Below are 18,416 nucleotides of genomic sequence, written 5' to 3' on the forward strand. Positions count from 1 at the left end.
TATGAGAGTTATTTTGCAGAATAATCTTCATGATAAACGGGAAGTGTTATTGAAATCGTTGTTCCCCTATTCAAAGCGCTAGTTATATGAAGTGTACCATTCATCGTTTGGATGGTCTTGACAGCCACCATTGATCCCAACCCAGTCCCTTTTTCTTTGGAACTGTAATAAGGCTCGCCAAAACGATTTATTTGCTCCTTGTTCATTCCCACTCCATTGTCACTGATTTCGATAATGATATCGAAATTATTTACATAAGAAACAATATTAAGTTCCCCGCCGTTTGGCATTGCCTCTATACCATTCTTGATGAGGTTTAGGAAGCATTGCTTGAAATGTTGAATATTCCCCCTAGTAATGCCTGGAGCCAACTGTTCAGATATAGTAACTAAATTCATGCTAGCCAATGGTTTGATCATTTCAATTACATACCCTATTTCACGGTTAATTGAAATATTATCCACTTTCTCAAGTGCAGGTTTTGCAAATGCTAAGTATTCACTAATTATGGATTCTGCACTATTAAGCTCCCTGACAACATGCTCTATATATTGTTCTTTTACTTCCTGAGTCAGATCAGGAGTCTTTAGCAGTTGAACAAATCCTTTCACAACCGTTAAAGGATTTCTAACCTCATGTGAAATGCTGGCTGCAAGCTGACTGACTACCTCCATTTTTTCAAGCCTTATCATTTGTGTCCGGATTAAAATGGCATCCTTTAAAATTTCCATGATATAAACAGCTAAACCAATAATGAAAGGAGGGAGGATGATAAAGTAAAATACATACGCCTCCGTTATTTGAAAATAATCAGACATAGCGAGTGAAATGAAGCTCGTTAGTATTCCAAGAAACAAAATTAATAGTATCGAGCTATTAAGCTTATTTTTTCGATTGAAATTTTTGAATTTGGAAGAAAATAGAGCCGTTATAATAAAGATTACGATATATACAATTAACGTAAGTAAATTAAAGCCATAAAAAGCAAACCTAAAAGTTAATATGATGACTAACAGAGCAGCCCCTACAGGCCAACCACCATAAAGGGTCCCTATTATAAAAGGAATTTGCCTGAGATCGTGGACACAATATTCATCGATATAAATAGGAAACTTCATACATAAAATAATAGGGATGCTCATGCATGCAGTGATAAGGGTCCTGACATACTGACTTAACCTTTTGCCATGATCTAATAAAATGTAATAAATCAGAATACTTACTAATATATAAAAAAGATTATCTAATATGTTTTGATTGATATAAATAAAATTCATAGGATTCTCCTGAAAAAGTAACCGTTTGGTTTATTATACAAGAATAACACCAAAAAAGAGAATCTTAATAAGTAATTTATTTACAGAACGACATTTAAATTCAAAATAATGATCATTAAGTACGCCTTTTTAGGAAAAATGAATTTATTAATAAAGTTTGTCGTTAGATTGTTATATAGGGATGGATGAAGTGAATAATGTGACTTTGTAATTGGGCTAAAAAGGTTATTATAAATATTGAATTTCAACATTCTTGAAATGTTATAATTGCTGTTACTTCATAAAGGTTAAAACATTAAACATCGTATAAGCATAAGCATTAAGAGGTAGTGAAAGTGAAGAAAGAAAAAAACTTATAAATTATCCAAATAACAGTTTGAGCAAATTTTGGAAAATTTAATAGAAGAAGGAAAGGGGGAATGACTAGAACAGAAGTGAATCGAAGCTTCTTTAAAGGTAAAATTTTCTAGAACAGTGCTTGACATAATTATTAAGGATTTACTTTCTAACGAATTTATAAAATTGGATGGAAAGTCCACTAGGAGCTAAAATGACAGTTCAGAAAATTACACATCTAAATTAAATCCTACTACTTTAACGAATCACTACCTAAGAAATTAGCAGTCATCATGGCCTCAAGCTTCCTGGGATTTACGATTTAAATACGAACTTTGTAAAAGAATAACTTCAGTTATTAAAACGATAAATACTAATATTTTAAAGGGTTTAAAACTTGTTTTGTTTGTTTTAGGGTTTTATTTTTTGGGGGAAGTAAGAAATTAACGAAATCTTTTTAAATAGAGAGGATGCCAAAAAGTTTATGAGAAAAATAGAGCGAATATTTGACCTATTTGTAATTTGTTTACCCTTATTTATTTTGATTTGGATGCTTGTTATTCATTCTCCCACAGAATTTGTTTCTATGATTTTGGAGTTTAATTCCAACATGCACTGGTCAGAGAAAAGGGTTGGGCTGTATGCCATATATTTTATTGAAATTTTTATGATTGCTACTTTGTGGGACTTTGTGATCTTAAGGCTCTCTAATGTTGTATATTCTCTATATACCGAATTAACAGAACGATTTATCAGGAAAAAATGGATACTTATAAAGTTAATAAGATTTTATTATGGTTTTCAAAAGATTTATTATTATCTTAGACTAGGAATCATCCAAATTTCAATTAGAAGTAAGCCCAAACTTATTGACGATCTTACTGCCCCCATATTTACTGATTGGTTAAAATTCTTTTTCAATTTGTTTAAATCTACTTATTCCATATTAGCGGCTCTATTGACACTTTTAACATTTAATTACTCTATTATATATGGTGGCTTAGAATCGATAAAAGACCAATGGGACAATTTGTTTTTTTTATTATGGAGTAACTCTTCGAAATTATCCGCAGTTGTTGTTGTTGTTTTATTAATTTTTTTATTGTATTTTGTGAGTCGCTATGGTGTTACAAGAAGGGCAATTGCTCAAGCAAATAAAAAGAAATTAGAAGATGTTATCCAATTATTTAGAGAATTAGAAAAACCTGTGCTTGATATCATCTTAAAAGGGTCAAAGAATCTAGAATATGCTTTGAATTGTTATGAGTCTATTTATGAGTCTTGGACATTAAAAAAGTATAAAACACTTGAGAACCAAAAAAGGACTGAAAGTTTAAGAAGCATAGACTTTGATTTTTTATTTGATGATATTACTGAATTAAATGATTTGATTAAAAAACTTGAAGCAATAAATAAATCAGAGAATAGAATGTTTGGTATCTGGTACACAAATTATAAATTTGAGTTAAGAAGATTTATAAATATTACTAGATTAAATCAATTAGAGTATTACGAGAGAGTATTGTTTACAAAAAAAGGATTTAACAAAATGTCTAATGTAAATCAAAATCGACAAGTTATGAAAATAGATGAAAAAAGGCTAAGTGAAGAATATGCTTTTAATCAGTATAAGTTGAATATGAATATTATTGATGGGTTAGAACTTCTATACGCCTTTTATAGATATATTGAAGTAAGTAATAAAATACTTCATATGGATTCAGACAAAGTAGGAAGAGGAATAAGACTTTTTACTGGTAAGGAGTAAATAAGCAAAGTGTTTAAGTGAAAGTTGAAACGATTTGAAGAAATTCTAATGTGCGAAAAGGGGGCGGTTTGAATGTCAACTCCTCGTGGGAACAATAAGGCAACAAAAAAAATTGGTTGATTTAAGAGAAAGGCGTACGGAAGCTCCGGTTAATAATTTGGCACGCGTGAATTAACTAATAGAATGTCCTTATTGTGCAGCAAAAAAGGGTAGAAAACTACTTAAAAAGTTACTTATATGAATTAAATAAGCCTTCCAATAATGATAGGCAGAGAATACATGGGGTAACCAAAGAGTAATTTGGCCATCTGAATAGCTCAACCTGTCCATTATCTGTTCTAAAGCAGCGTATGCGTACTTCGCAAAAGAAAACACTATGACCCGCTTCCTGCAATCTTTTAGCGTTATCAGTTAATAAATGTGATTTACCTATTCCCGCATCTCAATAAATCAATAGTTCAATGCAAAAGGAATAGTAAGAGGGTTTGTTAATGATGTAGTATACTATTTGAAGAGTCAGCCTAGAGCAGTCTTTCGATACTTGCTTCTTTTGCTTTATTAATATTATATGAGTAAGATTTAAGCCAACCAATTCGTCGATGTTTCAGGAACATCAAGTAAGGATTTATCAGTTGAAAATTTGGTTTTACATAATAAAGGAAATATAATAGAGGCAGAGGTGATTTTCATTGAAAAAATGGACAAAAGAAATAGAAATAAATGCCCCAATTGAACAGGTATGGAAGTTTCTTGATGGTTCTGTAGAAAATATGCAAAAAATCATGCCTCAAGTAGTTGAACAAAAGCCGGTTAAAATAACGGAAGAAGTGGTTGGAAGCGTATATCGTCAAACATATAGAGAAGGGAAACGAACAGAAGAGTATGATATAGAAACATTGGAATATTTGAATGAGACAAATGAGAAAAAGCTTAAAGTAGGATTTATACTTGCAAAAATGTTTGATATTACCGCTTTATATGAACTAAATAAAATCAATGACAATAGAACTTCCTTTACATATACAGTCACCAGTCGCCCATTAAAGTGGTTTTTGAAATTACTTTTAGTATTTGCCACCGATAAAGTGGTCGTTGAATTTTTAGATCGTGTCAAAAAGGTAGCTGAAGCAGAAACAAGTGGATCATGAATTTATTAAGTTAATCCAAGATCGACACAGCAACGCAGATATTAAAAGAATCCATCTTTATTCAAGGTGGATTCTTTTTTATTTGTCGTGAATTAATCTTTCAACCCTTGGTACTGTCAGGTTCTTTTATTTGTGGCAAGAAAGGTATAACGTGAGAGGGTCACAGAAAAGATTCCATATGTGAAAATCCTGAATTCAATTTTGGGATATTTCAATCTGAATTTTTGGTTATTATAGCATTATGATAAAGCGTCTTATACCGCTGCTTATAAGAAATACTAACAGGAAGAATAGGAATGAAAACGATGGGTAAGAAAAAGGTTCAGTTGATAGCTTCGCTATTATTTATATTTAGTCTTTCTTTGATAGTTTCAGCTTGTTCTAATTCCAAGAAAGATGTAAGCAATGTAAGTTCGGAGGATAAAAAAAATCTAAAGGTAATTCAAATGGATGGTACTTTTGTTATAAATGTGGATGATCCAAAAGAAACTGTAGGCGATGCAGATTACGTTTTTATAGGCAGAGTCGATGAAGATGTTGACACTCTATACAAAGATCCTGTAACAATTAAAACTAGTGACGGTGCTAAAGAGGTTTCAACACCGTATACAAATTACCAAGTTACTGTCCTGCAAAATATAAAGGGTGATTTAGTTACAGATACTTCCATACCTATTCAAAAGGCTGGAGGGATAAATGAAGATGGCTCTTCTGTTGTTTTGTATGAAGATGATACATTACCGGAAGAAGGAAAATCATATGTGTTTTTAGCGTATGCACAAGATGATGGTTCATTATTAGTATCAGGTCCAAATTCGAATGAATACGTTGAAGGTATTAAGCAAGATGTGACTAGTGAAAAAATGGAAAAAGGTAAAGCTTCTTTGAACGAGGAAGCCACAGAGGTAGTTTCTGAGTATGAAAATGCATATGAAAATGAAATACCTACAGATAGAGACCGTTCAGAATCTGAATTTGATAAAGAGCAATAAAAATTGAAAAGCAGGTGCATTAAGGGTAGCAGGTAAGGTAGTTAATGATAACATTAAAATAAGAGGTATGTGCATTATGAAGCAATGAGAACTTCAAACTCTAAGGGGCTATGGGTTGGTCCAGGTAGATCTAGATCGAAAGCAATTTCAAGATTAAAAAGTGGATTAGATACTTGGAGTATTGGCTCATCAAATGCACTCAGTATAGCAAAAGGTGCTTCACCAACTGGACAATATAGATTTGATTCAGCACATACTGCTGGTAAAGGAAAACGTACATTTGCACATTATCATCCTCATGAATATGGTACCCACTCATTCTACGGAGGAGGTAAGCTCTGGTGATTTATCAAATTAATTTATAAAGGAGGTATTCTATGGAAAAAAACGGCTTCGCAAATTTATTCCCTCCTAAAAGAATTGAGGAAGTAGCTTACATATTAGAGCATGATTTAGACGGAATAGAGATTCCTAAAGAAGATGAACGTATAAAATATATACTGGCTGATCCTTATGCTCCAGAAATGAAGCTAATTAAAGGAGTATATTTAATCTATAATAAAACGATACTAGAATTACTCATAGGAAAAATTCATTCTATTAATAGCTATGAATTTAAATACCTTAAGAAAAAGAATAGAAAGATTTCAGATACAGACATAGAATATGCACTGGACATGGCAACAATTGTAGTACTTGCAAGCACAAATAATAAAATACTCACGACCTATTTTATTAGTGGTTCTGCTGAAAAACTAAACAGTATATTAAACTTATGTATTGGCTACTCCAAAGATTTAGAATACGATGAATATAAAGCTAGTTTACAAAATTTTAAAAAGGATATTGAAATAGTTAGTCAGATGGGATTATTAGATAAAATACTTGGAAATGATTCTGGCGTAAGTTAGTAATTAAAGATTCTGTATATTAAATAGTTAAACACACCCAGGTACTTTTATGGGTGTGTTTTTGTTCGGTCTCCACTAGTAACTACATCCAATGTCATTTTTATTCAGAAATTTCTTTAGCACACTCTTCATGCCAAGAAGGACTATTCCAATCATAACTAGTTCAGGTAAGTGTCCTCATTCATATAAATATAGAATAACCTGATGAAATGTTCCAGTAAATGTAAAGCTACTATATTCGTCGGTTATTTGGCATTAAAAATAGAAACGATGGATCGTTAACCATTAAAATAGCCGCAAAGAATGGTGATGTTCACCAAGTCTCGGCGGCTGGTTTTTACAAAGGTCTTTATTTATCGGCGAATGGTATGGCACTGATCATGGTGGTCGGCACTACAGACGCATGATTTTCATCCATTGCTACATACAGCTTCACTGCTAACTACTTCAATAATTAATATTCAGCTTAGCGACTTAATGAAGTAGTTGGAAAAGAATAGGTCATCATAAGTTCCTTCTGAATTTAACTCAAATAATAGACCGCAACATGTACGATTTTCTGTTATACCTCAATCTCCATCCCGATGTTCCGTTCTTTCGATTGGCGGTAAACACCTTTTGCGACAGCGAGGTCAAAATAAGCAGCACCGACCGATTTAAAGAAGGTAATTTCCTCTTCGTTTTCCCTGCCTGTTTTGGTCAGCATAACAAGTTCATAGAGCTCACCGTGAATATCATTAAACGACCAATTTCCCTGATTGGCTGCAGAAATGAGTTCTCCTGCTTCATCCTTCACGCCCGCCAAATCGTCGACGATAATTTTAGCAGCGCGTGAAACGGTGGTATTATCCACTTCTTTCATATCCGGCAAATACGACCCGACCCCGTTAATGTGTGTGCCCGGCTTTACATCCTGCCCATTGAATACTGGCTCGTTCGAGCGGGTTGCACAGCAAATGATATCTGCTTGACGAACAGCTGCTGAGACATCCTCGAAAACTTCAAAAGGAACGGTTACTCCGAATGCGCGCAGCTTTTCTCCGAATTTATCCGCTTTCTCTCGTGTACGATTCACTAATAAAATGCGTTCAATGTCCCTTACGGCTAACACACCGATTGCTTGTTCAAATCCCATAGCTCCCGTTCCGATGATCGTGAGAACCCGGGCATCTTTACGAGCAAGAAAGTCCGTGGCAATACCGCTCAATGCCCCCGTTCTGAGACGTGTTAAATAGGAGGCATTCAACAATGCTAAATGTTCGCCATTTTCTGCATCTGACAGCATGATGACTCCTTGTGTTGTGGCCATCCCCCTTGAAGGATTCTTTGGAAAAATGGTAACAACTTTGACCGCCGAAACTTCTTCAGATAAATCAGCGCTTGGCATGTAAAGTGCCGATGCCTCGTGTTGAGGGAAAGCAAGTACCGTGCGATGAGGGTTGTCTATACTTTGAGCACCGTGTGCACGTAATACGGCCTTTACATCCGATATTGCGTCCTTCATTCCATATGATTGTTGAATTTCCTTTTCATTTATAACCAACATTCAATTGACCTCCTTGAAGTAAAAAACCATAGATTACATGGCGCTAGTATTATGCGTTTCGTCTAATTTCTGATTGCTGCGATCCTTAACTGCCCAAATCGCTGCTAGTGACAGGACAGATGCAAAAATAATATAGATGGCGACAGGAACATAGGAGTTATTAAACCTATTAAGTAAAGCCGTTGCAACTAGCGGCGCTGTTCCTCCTGCCAGAGCTGCTCCGATTTGATAACCAAGCGTGATGCCGGTATAACGAATCCTTGCATCAAAAATTTCCGAGAACATCGTTCCAAGAACAGCAGTGATGGGAGCCCAAATAACCCCTAAACCTATCACTGTTGCAATGATTAATAGGAGTACTGATTTTTGCTGCAGCAACCAGAAGTATGGGAATGCAAACAGTGCCATCCCAATCGTTCCGCCTATAAACAGCTTTTTACGGCCAATTGTATCGGATAACATCCCCATGAATGGTATTAAAATTGTCGTTATAATTGTTGCAATCATGACTGCAGTCAATGTAGCTGTCCGTGAGAAACCGAGATTCGAAGTAGCATATGATACGACAAATGTGCTGAAAATATAAAATGGCGCTGTTTCTACCACTTTGGCTCCCACTGCGATAAGCACTTCACGCCAATAATTCTTAAGAGTTTCTACAATCGGCAGCTTTGGAACTTCTCCGGATTCCTTTACTTTTTTGAAAGACGGAGTTTCATCAATTCCTTTACGAATCCATAGGCCAAAAAATACAAGCAAAGCACTAAAAATGAATGGTATACGCCATCCCCAAGTCATGAATGCGTTTTCAGGAAGCAGTGTCATAATAGATAAGGCAACGGTTCCAAGCAGCATTCCTATTGTAACACCCATCTGGGGAATAGATCCGAACAAGCCCCGTTTTTCAGCGGGAGCATATTCAACGGCCAATAAAAGCGCGCCTCCCCATTCACCGCCAATTCCCAGACCTTGAACTAAGCGCAACGTGATTAATAAAATCGGCGCCCAAATACCAACGGCTTGATACGTAGGAAGAAGCCCCATCCCAAATGTTGCGACCCCCATTAAACTAAGTGTTATAACAAGTGTTTTCTTTCTCCCGATGCGATCGCCAATATGACTAAAGATCACTCCGCCAAAAGGGCGGATGAAGAATGCTAACGCAAAGGATGCATAGGAAAGCAACAGCCCTATTGTCGGATCCTCATTCACGAAGAATAGCTGGTTAAACACGAGAGCTGCAACGGTTCCATATAAAAAATAGTCAAACCACTCAATCGAACTTCCGACTAAACTCGCAATTAAAATTCGCCGCATTTGTTTCTTCTCCATCTTGAGTCACCCCATTAAAATTGAAGTGTCACTTCAATTTATTATTTCCTTCATTGTAAATAATTTTAAATTTTCTGTCAATTATTTTATTAATGACGGAACATTCATCAAAATTTGTACTGTATAATGTAGCTAGATACTATGTAAAAAAAGGGGGCATCTCTATGCCTTTTGATTCAATCGGGGAAAAAATGAAGTCATTGAGGAAAGAGCGAAAACTAACATTAAAGTGCCTTGCTGAACAAACAGGCGTTTCGATCAGCTTTTTATCACAAGTAGAACGAGGAAAATCAAGCGTCACATTAGAGTCATTAAAAAAAATCGCCGATACATTAGATGTCAGCCCAAGCTTCTTTTTTTCTGATGACCGCTCCCAAGAAAATTCAGATTACAATCATGAACAATTTCATTATCAGAATTTATCCAGCGGCATTCGTGATGCTGTTTTTTCGCCTATTCTAGTCACGTTAAAGCCAGGGGAGAATAAAGGAAGCGCTTTTTCTCATAGCGGACATGAATTCTTATTCATTATCGAAGGGAAGTTAACAGTGGAAATAGAGGGGGAAAGAATAGAACTCCATGAACAGCAGTCGTTCATGTTCGATGCTAGAAAAGCCCATTACTGGTTTAACTTCTCGGATCAAATTGTCCGGTTTTTGATGGTGTCGTCGAAATAACGTCACGGTATATGTCCAGTTAACGAAATAGGATGAAGCGATTGGCGGTCAGTTATCCGATTCAAACGTGCTTTGTACCGATTCATGGCGGGCATTCAGTTCCTATGCCAATTCAAAAGGTTTAGACCATTACCGGATTCAAGTCCGACGGGAAACAGCGTGTGAAAGACGTTTACCACATTCAGAACGTGAACAGCTACCATAGCCGACTCAAACGTTGAATTGACCGCATCAACGGCGTAGCAACCAAGTATCTTCAAAATTACTTGGCTTGGTTTCGCTACTTAGACAGCAAGGAATATAGGAACACAACGTCGAATAAGAAAAATATGTTGGTCGCCTCTTGTCTGTTTACTGTAAATGAAACAAACATTAAACTTCGACGAACGGCTTCTTATTGATGGACTAATCGGTAAAAATATGAAATTTTATATATGATATATTGAGTTCTGGAGGGAGATGTATTATGCAGAAGGCAATCGTAGTTTATTATATTACCGATAAGAAGAATAACTTAAGTGATTTAAATCAACTTTTGCAAGAGGGGTGGAAGGTTGTCTCTCAGAGTGCTATGTCAGGTGCAGGTGGTGGTGGAGCAGTTTATTCACTTGTTACATTAGAGAAAGATTAGGAAACAATGATTCGGGATTCATTGCCACTAACGGGTAACGAAAGTTTAATTAACCGCCTTTACAAAGGGCGGTTTTTTTGAGGGGTAAAACAACATTAAGATTTAACATAGCCTATCGGAAAGAAAGCGGAGTTTTCCATATTTGAAAATCCTGAATTCAATTTTGGAATCTTTTAATCTGTATTTATGGTTATTATGCCATTATAGGAATGAAAATTAAAAATGGGGGGAAAAGGAAAAAACAGTGATGAGTTGCCTATAGAGTTATTCGAGGAACTTGAAGGTATTTATACCTTTTAAGAGAACCATGTATGAAGTAGAGTTTGAACAATTTTAGAGATGAAGATAGATACTTTGGATAATATGAATTAAGTTTCAGTCTCACTCTCACTCATATTTACTAAGGGTCAGGGGGATAACATATTGAAAAAGTTTTTATTATCATTATTAGGTGGAGTTATAATTGGAGGAATTATTAGTTGCGTTTTTATGGATTATGAGACTTCGAACTATATAATTCAAAATTATAATGGACTTGATGAGAAAGAAATAAAAGAATGGGATTTTTCTTATATCACACAAGCTGGCTTCATAATTTTAATAACCACTCTGTTTATTTATTTTTCTTTGGTCGTATTAGAAAAGCGTGTAGACAAAAACAAATAAATGTGAAAAGTTATTAAAATTATTATAAATATTTCTCAGACATTACCTGGTTGTTGGACCGATAAAGTTATCAAGAAGACGACACCGCCATTTTAATTGGCAGTGTTTTTGGATACTCATAATTGTAAAAAAAAGTAATTTTAATAAGGGTACAGGGTCAATACTTGGACGGCCAACATCGGAATACATACCTTCCACTTTATAAAAATTATTGGAATTTAGAACCGTGGCGGCCAGTACTCATATTAAGAATTGTAATCCAGTATAAGTTATTTTTAGAAGGAGGTATAAGATGCTAATTGAAAGTATGAGTGATTTTTTTTATGAGCCAGTATACATACCTATTTTAGTGCTGCTGCTTGGATTATTATATGTAGGTATTTTAGTAGATAGTTTTACAAAAGTTAAGTTTAATATCATAGGATATTTTTTAATAGGAATATCTATAACAACATATCTTCTTGTTGGCTTGTATATGACCGGAAAAGGATATTATTTAGACGGGCACGCTCCGGAAATGTTAGTTTTTGGAGGTTTTGGGTTTTTAGAGCTTACCTTATTAACTTATCCTTATATATTCCTTATATTGGCGGTAACTCTAGGAAAAAAGGGCATATAATTCAGGCGGCCTAAATTGCAATTGTCCGCTTGGTTTTTAGCACCTAGTCTTTTAAAAAAAGAAGTATCAAAGAACAACTATCGTTCTTGATACTTCTTTCTTCCATTTATTTGAAGATATGTTTATTTTGCCATGAAAAGATTTTTGTTCTATTGGAGGTAACCAAAGGAAGCATACCAATGCGTTTTTAGTTTTCTCTTATGCTGCTTTCTTTTGTTTTTGGTCCAAGCGATAACTTAAGAATGTTAGAAGACTTGCAAAGATTGCAACCAGCCCACCGACCCATGTCACATTCAGCAAATTTCCCTGATGGTAAACAACTCCGCCCAGTGCGGAACCAAAGGCGATACCGACATTGCTTGCTACTGGCATCAGTGAAGCAGCTAGCCCTGTAGCTTTTGGTTGATAAATACCGGCAAGGTCTATCAAATAAAGCTGGGTAGATGTTGTTAAAAGGATGGCCATTAACGACATCAGGCCAATGTTAATCAATCCAAAGATAAAATGATTTGTCGTCCAATATAAACTGATCAGAACGATTGCCTGCACAAGGAAAACAAACCGGAGGCGTCCGATCGCATTGTAGCTGGCAATTTTACCAGCAAGGATGTTGCTGAAAATGGAAATGAATCCGTAGCCAAACAAGATCAAACTGATTGAACTGCCTGGTGCTTCCATTCCTTTCAGGATCGGAACGAGATACGTATAAACGGCATACGTTGCTCCAAATCCAAGAGATGGAATGAAAAAAGCCATTAAAATTCGCGGGTGTGTTAACAAAGAAAATTGATCACGCATCGAACTGCGAATTGTACTTTGCATAGTAGGCAAAACGAAGAAAGATGCCAGAAACGCAATAGCTCCGAGAAAAGTCGTTAACAGGAAGGATGCATTCCAGTCGTACCATTCAGCGATGACAGTGCCTATCGGTACTCCAATCACGTTTGCAAGCGTAAAGCCACCGAAAACGAATGATATAGCAAGTCCGCGTTTAGCGATCGGCATGGTTTCACTTGCAACAACCATGGCAAGTGAAATTAAAACGCCTGTTACAATCGCAGTCAGCATCCGAAGTGCAAGGAGCATGATGTAGCTCGTCGAAATCACGCACAAAGCATTCAGGACGATGAACGAACCTATCAAAAACAACATCCATTTACGCTTTGGAAAATGACTCGTTGCCGACATCACGAGCGGTGTGGCAACGGCAAACGTAAGCGCAAAAGCAGAAACGAGTGTGCCTGCTTTGGCATTTGTGATATGGAGACTCGAGGAAATATCGGTTAGGATCCCGACGATAACAAATTCGCTTGTCCCGAGAACAAATGTTAATAAAGTAAGTGTTAAGATGAGCAACCAATGTCGCTTGGTTAATTCTGTGGTGTGCATAAATACCTCTTTTCTTAGATGAATGTAGATGTGTCACAGGGTAGATAAACAATTTAACTATCATACCACAAAACATTTTTACGAGGAAAACCCTTGCTTAGTTATCGTTTGTTATTTCTTGCTAAAAAGCTTGTAGCTGAATCATTCACTAGCAGTTGAGCTGTATGTAGCGATGGAGGAAAATCATGCTTCTGTAGTGCCGACCATTATGAGTAGGGCCTTTCGATTCGCCAATAGATAAGGACTTTTGAAAAAGCAGCCCCCAAGACTGGAGGAAAATCACCATTCTTGGGGGCTGTTGTAATGCAATCGATCCAGCGTTTCGTTTTTAGTTTCCATGCCATATAACCAACGAAGGGACTGAATGAAGTAGTTAGTAAAGAATAGGTCATCATGAGTTCCTTCTGGATCAGACGCAAATAATAGATTGGATTCCGAATAGCCTTCCTTGATAAATTCAAGGTGGGCCTTCTTCGTGTAGCCAACCATATGCTTTTGTATCGTTTTTTTATAAATTCCCTCTAATTCCCCGACATATAAATAAAGCTGATGATCTTGACGCTTCACAGTTGGTTTGATATGGATATTTCCTTGCCGTTCGATCTTTTCTCCTTGAAGATAGCGAAGAACATCCTCGTACCAAAAGGAAGCCGATAATGAGATATATTGATGGAATACCTCTGGATAATAATAGGAGGCGAAAATCGAAACAAGCCCTCCTAATGAGCAGCCGGAAATAGCTGTATGAGAAGGTTCAGGATTCGTAGCATAATGGGCATCTATATATGGCTTTATTTCGGTTACAACAGTATGTAAATAAATCTGTGCTTGTCCTTCAAAGGTAGGAGCATGTGGTGCAAGTGATGGCGCATCCCACGGCGTATAGTCATTTTTGCGATCAATTGGTTCAATTCCAATAACGATAAGTGGCTCAATTTGACCTGAAAGAATTAAATGATCGATATAGTTTGCAGCTTGCTTGGCAGTTTCTCCAGCATCATGCATATAGATCGTTCGGTATTTCTTGGTTTGATCGTAATTTGAGGGTAAGATGACACATACCTCATAGTTGGCAATTTTCTCATCAAGGTACTGAATCATGTATTTTCCTCCATGTCCTTTAAGAATATTCGTATTTTGAAGATTAGAAAACAACATTTGATAATGATAACCATTATCAATTATAATGTACGCTCCATTATTTTGAAAGGAATAATCCGATTAATAGAAAAATCTAGTCATAAGGATGATAATAGGGTTGGAAGTCTTTAACTGTTAATTTGTGTCTTTGCATTAGATCCTCATTAGTTGATAAAATGATTTATCAGCTGTGTTTCTTTGATGAAACTATAATGAGGAGCGCTATACTTACCTGTCAACAAATAGAAAGTGGGATTTTATGATTAACCTGGATCAAGTGAGTAAAAAATTTTCACAGTTTCAGGCAATTAAGTCTGTTACTTTAACAATACCTAAAGGTGAAATTCATGGAATAATCGGAGCAAGTGGAGCAGGGAAATCAACGTTGCTGCGGCTAATGAATTTGTTGGAGACCCCAGATGCAGGTGACGTGGAGGTAAACGGCCAAAGGTTGACAACATTGAACAATAAAGCACTTCGAGGGGCACGGAAGTCGATTGGCATGATCTTTCAGCATTTTAATCTTGTGGCAAATAAAACGGTTCATGACAATGTGGCAGCCTCTTTAGAGCTGGCAAATTATCCAAAGAGAGAACGTCGGAGCCGTGTTATTGAGTGTCTTCAATTTGTCGGATTGGAGAAGGAGATGGAGAGATATCCTGCACAATTAAGCGGGGGACAAAAGCAACGTGTTGCCATTGCGAGGGCATTGGCAAATAACCCGCAAGTGTTGTTATGTGATGAACCGACCTCTTCCCTTGATCCAAATACAACGGCTGAAATATTAGATGTGCTACAGAACATAAACAAGCGCTTCGGTGTGACGATTGTCATTGTTAGTCATGAGCTGGATGTCATTAAAAGTATATGCAATCGTGTATCGATCATGGCAGAGGGAGAGATTTATGACACGGTCTTAATCGAACCAAATGGGATTCAAAAAAAGGATAATCGTCCAGAATACTTTATCGAACAATTAGCAGAGAATGGTGGGCTAGGTCATGCCTGAGATTTTAGTTCAATATGAGGCAGAAATTTGGCAGTCAATTGGAGAAACCATTACGATGGTTGGTGTGTCCATTTTTGCTGCGATTTTGATTGGATTGCCTGTCGGGACCTTGCTATTTCTTTGTAGGAAGGGTCATTTGCTTGAAAATCCGTGGGCTTTCTCGATTTTAAATTTACTTGTCAATATTATCCGTTCATTCCCATTTTTATTATTGGTTGTTTTTTTAATCCCGTTTACAAGGCTCATTATCGGCACAGCCATTGGTACAGCAGCTGCTTGCGTTCCATTATCGATCATTGCCATTGCCCATTATTCGCGATTGGTCGAGCAATCTTTATTGGACGTGCCAAAGGGTGTGATCGAGGCAGCCATTTCCATGGGGGCTTCTGTAAAGGATGTCATATTTAAATTTCTTTACGTGGAGGCTCGTTCAGGGCTTGTCCTTGGACTAACAACATCGATTATCAGCTTTATTTCCTATTCAACAATCATGGGAGTGGTCGGAGGCGGCGGTATCGGCGACTTTGCCATCAGGTATGGCTATCAGCAGTTTAAAACAGAGCTAATGATTTATATGATTATCATTATGATTATTCTAGTACAGCTTATCCAATTCATTGGAACAGCAGTAGCCAGAATGATTGATAAAAGATAAATAATGGAGGGAAACATCATGAAAAAAATACTCTTTCTCATGACAGCAATTATGTTGCTTTTAGTAGGATGTGGCAAGGCGGATGAAGGAAAAGAGAAAGAAAATGCGCAGAATCAGGAGAAGGAAGAGGTAACATTAAAAGTGGCCTCACTCATTCCCCCAATGACGGAAATTCTTGAGCTTGTTAAACCAAAGCTAGCAGAGGAGGGCATTAACCTGGAAATGGTTGTATTAGGTGATAATGTGCAGCCTAACACCGCACTGGCGGCAAAAGAAGTGGATGTGAACTTCTTCCAGCACGTTCCTTATATGGAGGAATTCAATCGAAACAAAAATGCCGAGCTTGTACCTGTGAAACCCATTTATTTTGCCAATTATGGTGTGTATTCCAAAGAATACGATTCAATGGATAAATTGCCAGAGGGTGCCGTTATTGCCATTGCAAATGATGTGTCGAATATTGATCGTTCATTGGCATTGCTGGCACAGCATAAAGTTATCACTTTAAAGGAAAAAAAGGGTCCATACTATACAATGTCTGATATCACTGAGAACCCTAAAAACTATAAGTTTAAAGAAGTCGATTTATTAATGCTGGCGAGAACGTATGATGAAGCAGATGCGATCGTGATAACACCTGCTTACGCTGCACCGCTTGGTTTGACACCAAAAAATGACGCTCTTCTCACAGAAGGTGTTGAAAATGACTTTGCGATTACATTAGTGGCACGCAAGGATAACGTGGATTCTGAGCCAGTCCAAAAATTGGCCAAGGCTATGACAAGCCCGGAGGTACGCAAATTTTTAGAAGAGAAATATAGTGAAACGGCCATTCCGGCATTTTAATTCTGATACAAAGAAAGGGTTATTCCTTCAACAGGAATAGCCCTTTTTTACGTGTCGGTTTAACATTGCCAATTTTGTGGCTCCTGGACAGCCTAGCTTTGTTCAATAATCCAAAGCTTAAAGAAATACACTTTTACTTCATTTTTAATCCGTTTAGTAAAAACTCCTTCCAATTCTTGAATAAATATAGAAACTCTTCTAAAATATATTTAGTCCATAATTTTACAGTGAATAAAAATATTACATACAAATGAAATCTAGTTATAAGAAAAGAAGTTGAAAGGACTTTCCATTATGTCGATGATTTACGAATCTCAAACACTAGTTTCTGCCATGCAAACGCGTGTCGGACAATATAAGGACCTAAAAGAACAGCTCACGGAATTAAAAAAAGGATTTGAGAGTATCGTTCATTTGGATGATGAGCTACAGGGTCAAGGCGCAGAGGCCATTAAAGGGTTTTACAAAGCACAGATCGATGTCGTGGATTCTTGGCTGCGTCTAATCAATCGGCATATTGCCTTTTTAAGTGGAATTCAAGGAGATACAATCGAAGCGAACCTTAGTGAAACCATAGTTACGGTTCCTTTTTTAGAGGAAGAGCTGACAAATGCGACTCGAAATTCTAAGGAAATGGTCACCGCCCAAAAAGATGATCTGAAAAAAATATTTGCTGGAATTGATGACATCATTCAGTTAGAGCCCTTTTCCGATGATGCGTTCTTTGAAAATATCGAGAAAGCTGAAACAAAACGGACCCAAACGATAGACAAAGTAAACGAAATCGATCATAAGTGGACGACTGAATATGCCAAATCCGAAGAGGACCAAGCGGCAGTGACGGCACTCATGGAGCAATTGAAAGTATCCAGTACAAGGGGAGGAGTAGTATCCCCGCTCTATTTTAATGCAGCAGCTTATAAAAATAGCGAAGCTTATAAAAACCTGGAAGTAAGGAAAAAAGAAACCGCGCAATATCTGAAGGTTAAGAAAGAAGAAGCGGAGAATCGCCGGATCAAAGACTTGAAGGCACAACTCGATCATGTAACAGATCCAGATGAGTTCCTCAAAATCGCCAAGCAAATCGGGTATGAAAACTTAGGGCAAACCCACCAGCAATATGTTATGCAGCTAGAAGCATCCAAGCAAACGGCAGACATTGCAAAAGGAATCGGCGTAGGCCTTTATGATGTAGGTAAAGACTTCGTGACAGGAGTTTGGGACTTTGTCACAGACCCTGGGGAAACGGTTGAAGGTGTAGCAAATTCAATCATGCACCCGATAAAAACCTATAAATATATTTCAAAGGCAATATCTGATTCATATGAACGGGATATGGTAAATGGCGATGCCTACTCGCGGTCTCATTGGGTAACTTATGCCCTCGGAACAGTCGTCACATCAGTAGTAGGAACAAAAGGAGCAGGTGCCGTAACGAAAACTGGGGTAGCGACCACAAAAGCGGCAGCAGTAA

Annotated in this window: 16 protein-coding genes and 2 pseudogenes; 13 read left to right on the forward strand and 5 right to left on the reverse strand. The window is 36.9% G+C overall.

Going from position 1 to position 18,416, the window contains the following annotated elements; genetic code table 11:
- Nucleotides 1–8 precede the first annotated feature (8 nt).
- On the reverse strand, nt 9–1,277 hold the full coding sequence (locus tag ACWF5P_RS00565) for an ATP-binding protein (protein ID WP_434167763.1): 1,269 nt from the start codon (nt 1,275–1,277) through the stop codon (nt 9–11).
- A gap of 820 nt (nt 1,278–2,097) precedes the next feature.
- Between ACWF5P_RS00565 and ACWF5P_RS00570 the strand changes: the two genes are divergently transcribed.
- From ACWF5P_RS00570 to ACWF5P_RS00585, 4 genes are all read left to right on the forward strand, one after another.
- Nucleotides 2,098–3,381: a hypothetical protein gene (locus ACWF5P_RS00570; RefSeq protein ID WP_452444439.1), complete on the forward strand. Its 1,284-nt coding sequence runs from the start codon at nt 2,098–2,100 to the stop codon at nt 3,379–3,381.
- Nucleotides 3,382–4,070: 689 nt separating this feature from the next.
- Nucleotides 4,071–4,529: an SRPBCC family protein gene (locus ACWF5P_RS00575; protein ID WP_434167761.1), complete on the forward strand. Its 459-nt coding sequence runs from the start codon at nt 4,071–4,073 to the stop codon at nt 4,527–4,529.
- A gap of 296 nt (nt 4,530–4,825) precedes the next feature.
- Complete coding sequence (locus ACWF5P_RS00580; protein ID WP_434167760.1) at nt 4,826–5,521, forward strand: cell surface protein; 696 nt, start codon at nt 4,826–4,828, stop codon at nt 5,519–5,521.
- A 377-nt stretch (nt 5,522–5,898) separates the two neighbouring features.
- A complete protein-coding gene (locus ACWF5P_RS00585) occupies nt 5,899–6,432 on the forward strand; it encodes a hypothetical protein (protein ID WP_434167759.1) in 534 nt (177 codons plus the stop codon).
- A gap of 562 nt (nt 6,433–6,994) precedes the next feature.
- Here the strand turns inward: ACWF5P_RS00585 and ACWF5P_RS00590 are convergent.
- The gene (locus tag ACWF5P_RS00590; RefSeq protein ID WP_434167758.1) at nt 6,995–7,978 is read right to left on the reverse strand and encodes an ornithine cyclodeaminase family protein; all 984 of its coding nucleotides are present in this window, start codon (nt 7,976–7,978) and stop codon (nt 6,995–6,997) included.
- 33 nt (nt 7,979–8,011) lie between these two features.
- Nucleotides 8,012–9,310: an MFS transporter gene (locus ACWF5P_RS00595; protein WP_452444440.1), complete on the reverse strand. Its 1,299-nt coding sequence runs from the start codon at nt 9,308–9,310 to the stop codon at nt 8,012–8,014.
- A gap of 164 nt (nt 9,311–9,474) precedes the next feature.
- Between ACWF5P_RS00595 and ACWF5P_RS00600 the strand changes: the two genes are divergently transcribed.
- From ACWF5P_RS00600 to ACWF5P_RS00620, 5 genes and pseudogenes are all read left to right on the forward strand, one after another.
- Entirely contained in the window at nt 9,475–9,987 is a 513-nt protein-coding gene (locus tag ACWF5P_RS00600; protein WP_452444441.1) for a helix-turn-helix domain-containing protein, read from the forward strand.
- Between the two features lie 31 nt (nt 9,988–10,018).
- A pseudogene (locus ACWF5P_RS00605) lies at nt 10,019–10,388 on the forward strand (IS1595 family transposase); the annotation flags it as partial.
- 65 nt (nt 10,389–10,453) lie between these two features.
- Nucleotides 10,454–10,618, forward strand: coding sequence for a hypothetical protein (locus ACWF5P_RS00610; protein ID WP_452444442.1), 165 nt, complete (start codon nt 10,454–10,456; stop codon nt 10,616–10,618).
- A gap of 423 nt (nt 10,619–11,041) precedes the next feature.
- Nucleotides 11,042–11,284, forward strand: a complete 243-nt coding sequence (locus ACWF5P_RS00615; protein WP_452444443.1) for a hypothetical protein — start codon at nt 11,042–11,044, stop codon at nt 11,282–11,284.
- A 292-nt stretch (nt 11,285–11,576) separates the two neighbouring features.
- The gene (locus ACWF5P_RS00620) at nt 11,577–11,903 is read left to right on the forward strand and encodes a hypothetical protein (protein ID WP_452444444.1); all 327 of its coding nucleotides are present in this window, start codon (nt 11,577–11,579) and stop codon (nt 11,901–11,903) included.
- Between the two features lie 198 nt (nt 11,904–12,101).
- On the opposite strand, the gene ACWF5P_RS00625 is transcribed toward ACWF5P_RS00620, so the two are convergent.
- Complete coding sequence (locus ACWF5P_RS00625; RefSeq protein ID WP_452444445.1) at nt 12,102–13,292, reverse strand: MFS transporter; 1,191 nt, start codon at nt 13,290–13,292, stop codon at nt 12,102–12,104.
- Between the two features lie 279 nt (nt 13,293–13,571).
- A complete protein-coding gene (locus tag ACWF5P_RS00630; protein ID WP_452444446.1) occupies nt 13,572–14,393 on the reverse strand; it encodes an alpha/beta hydrolase in 822 nt (273 codons plus the stop codon).
- A 298-nt stretch (nt 14,394–14,691) separates the two neighbouring features.
- On the opposite strand from ACWF5P_RS00630, the gene ACWF5P_RS00635 reads away from it, so the two are divergent.
- The 4 genes and pseudogenes from ACWF5P_RS00635 to ACWF5P_RS00650 form a co-directional block, all read left to right on the forward strand.
- Nucleotides 14,692–15,441, forward strand: coding sequence for a methionine ABC transporter ATP-binding protein (locus ACWF5P_RS00635; RefSeq protein ID WP_452444447.1), 750 nt, complete (start codon nt 14,692–14,694; stop codon nt 15,439–15,441).
- Nucleotides 15,434–16,096, forward strand: coding sequence for a methionine ABC transporter permease (locus ACWF5P_RS00640; protein ID WP_452444448.1), 663 nt, complete (start codon nt 15,434–15,436; stop codon nt 16,094–16,096). The genes ACWF5P_RS00635 and ACWF5P_RS00640 overlap by 8 nt, the downstream gene beginning before the upstream one ends.
- Nucleotides 16,097–16,114: 18 nt before the next feature.
- Complete coding sequence (locus tag ACWF5P_RS00645) at nt 16,115–16,942, forward strand: MetQ/NlpA family ABC transporter substrate-binding protein (RefSeq protein WP_452444449.1); 828 nt, start codon at nt 16,115–16,117, stop codon at nt 16,940–16,942.
- 300 nt (nt 16,943–17,242) lie between these two features.
- A pseudogene (locus ACWF5P_RS00650) lies at nt 17,243–17,824 on the forward strand (T7SS effector LXG polymorphic toxin); the annotation flags it as partial.
- Between the last annotated feature and the right edge of the window lie 592 nt (nt 17,825–18,416).

The sequence above is a fragment of the Peribacillus sp. NPDC055009 genome (assembly GCF_053608705.1).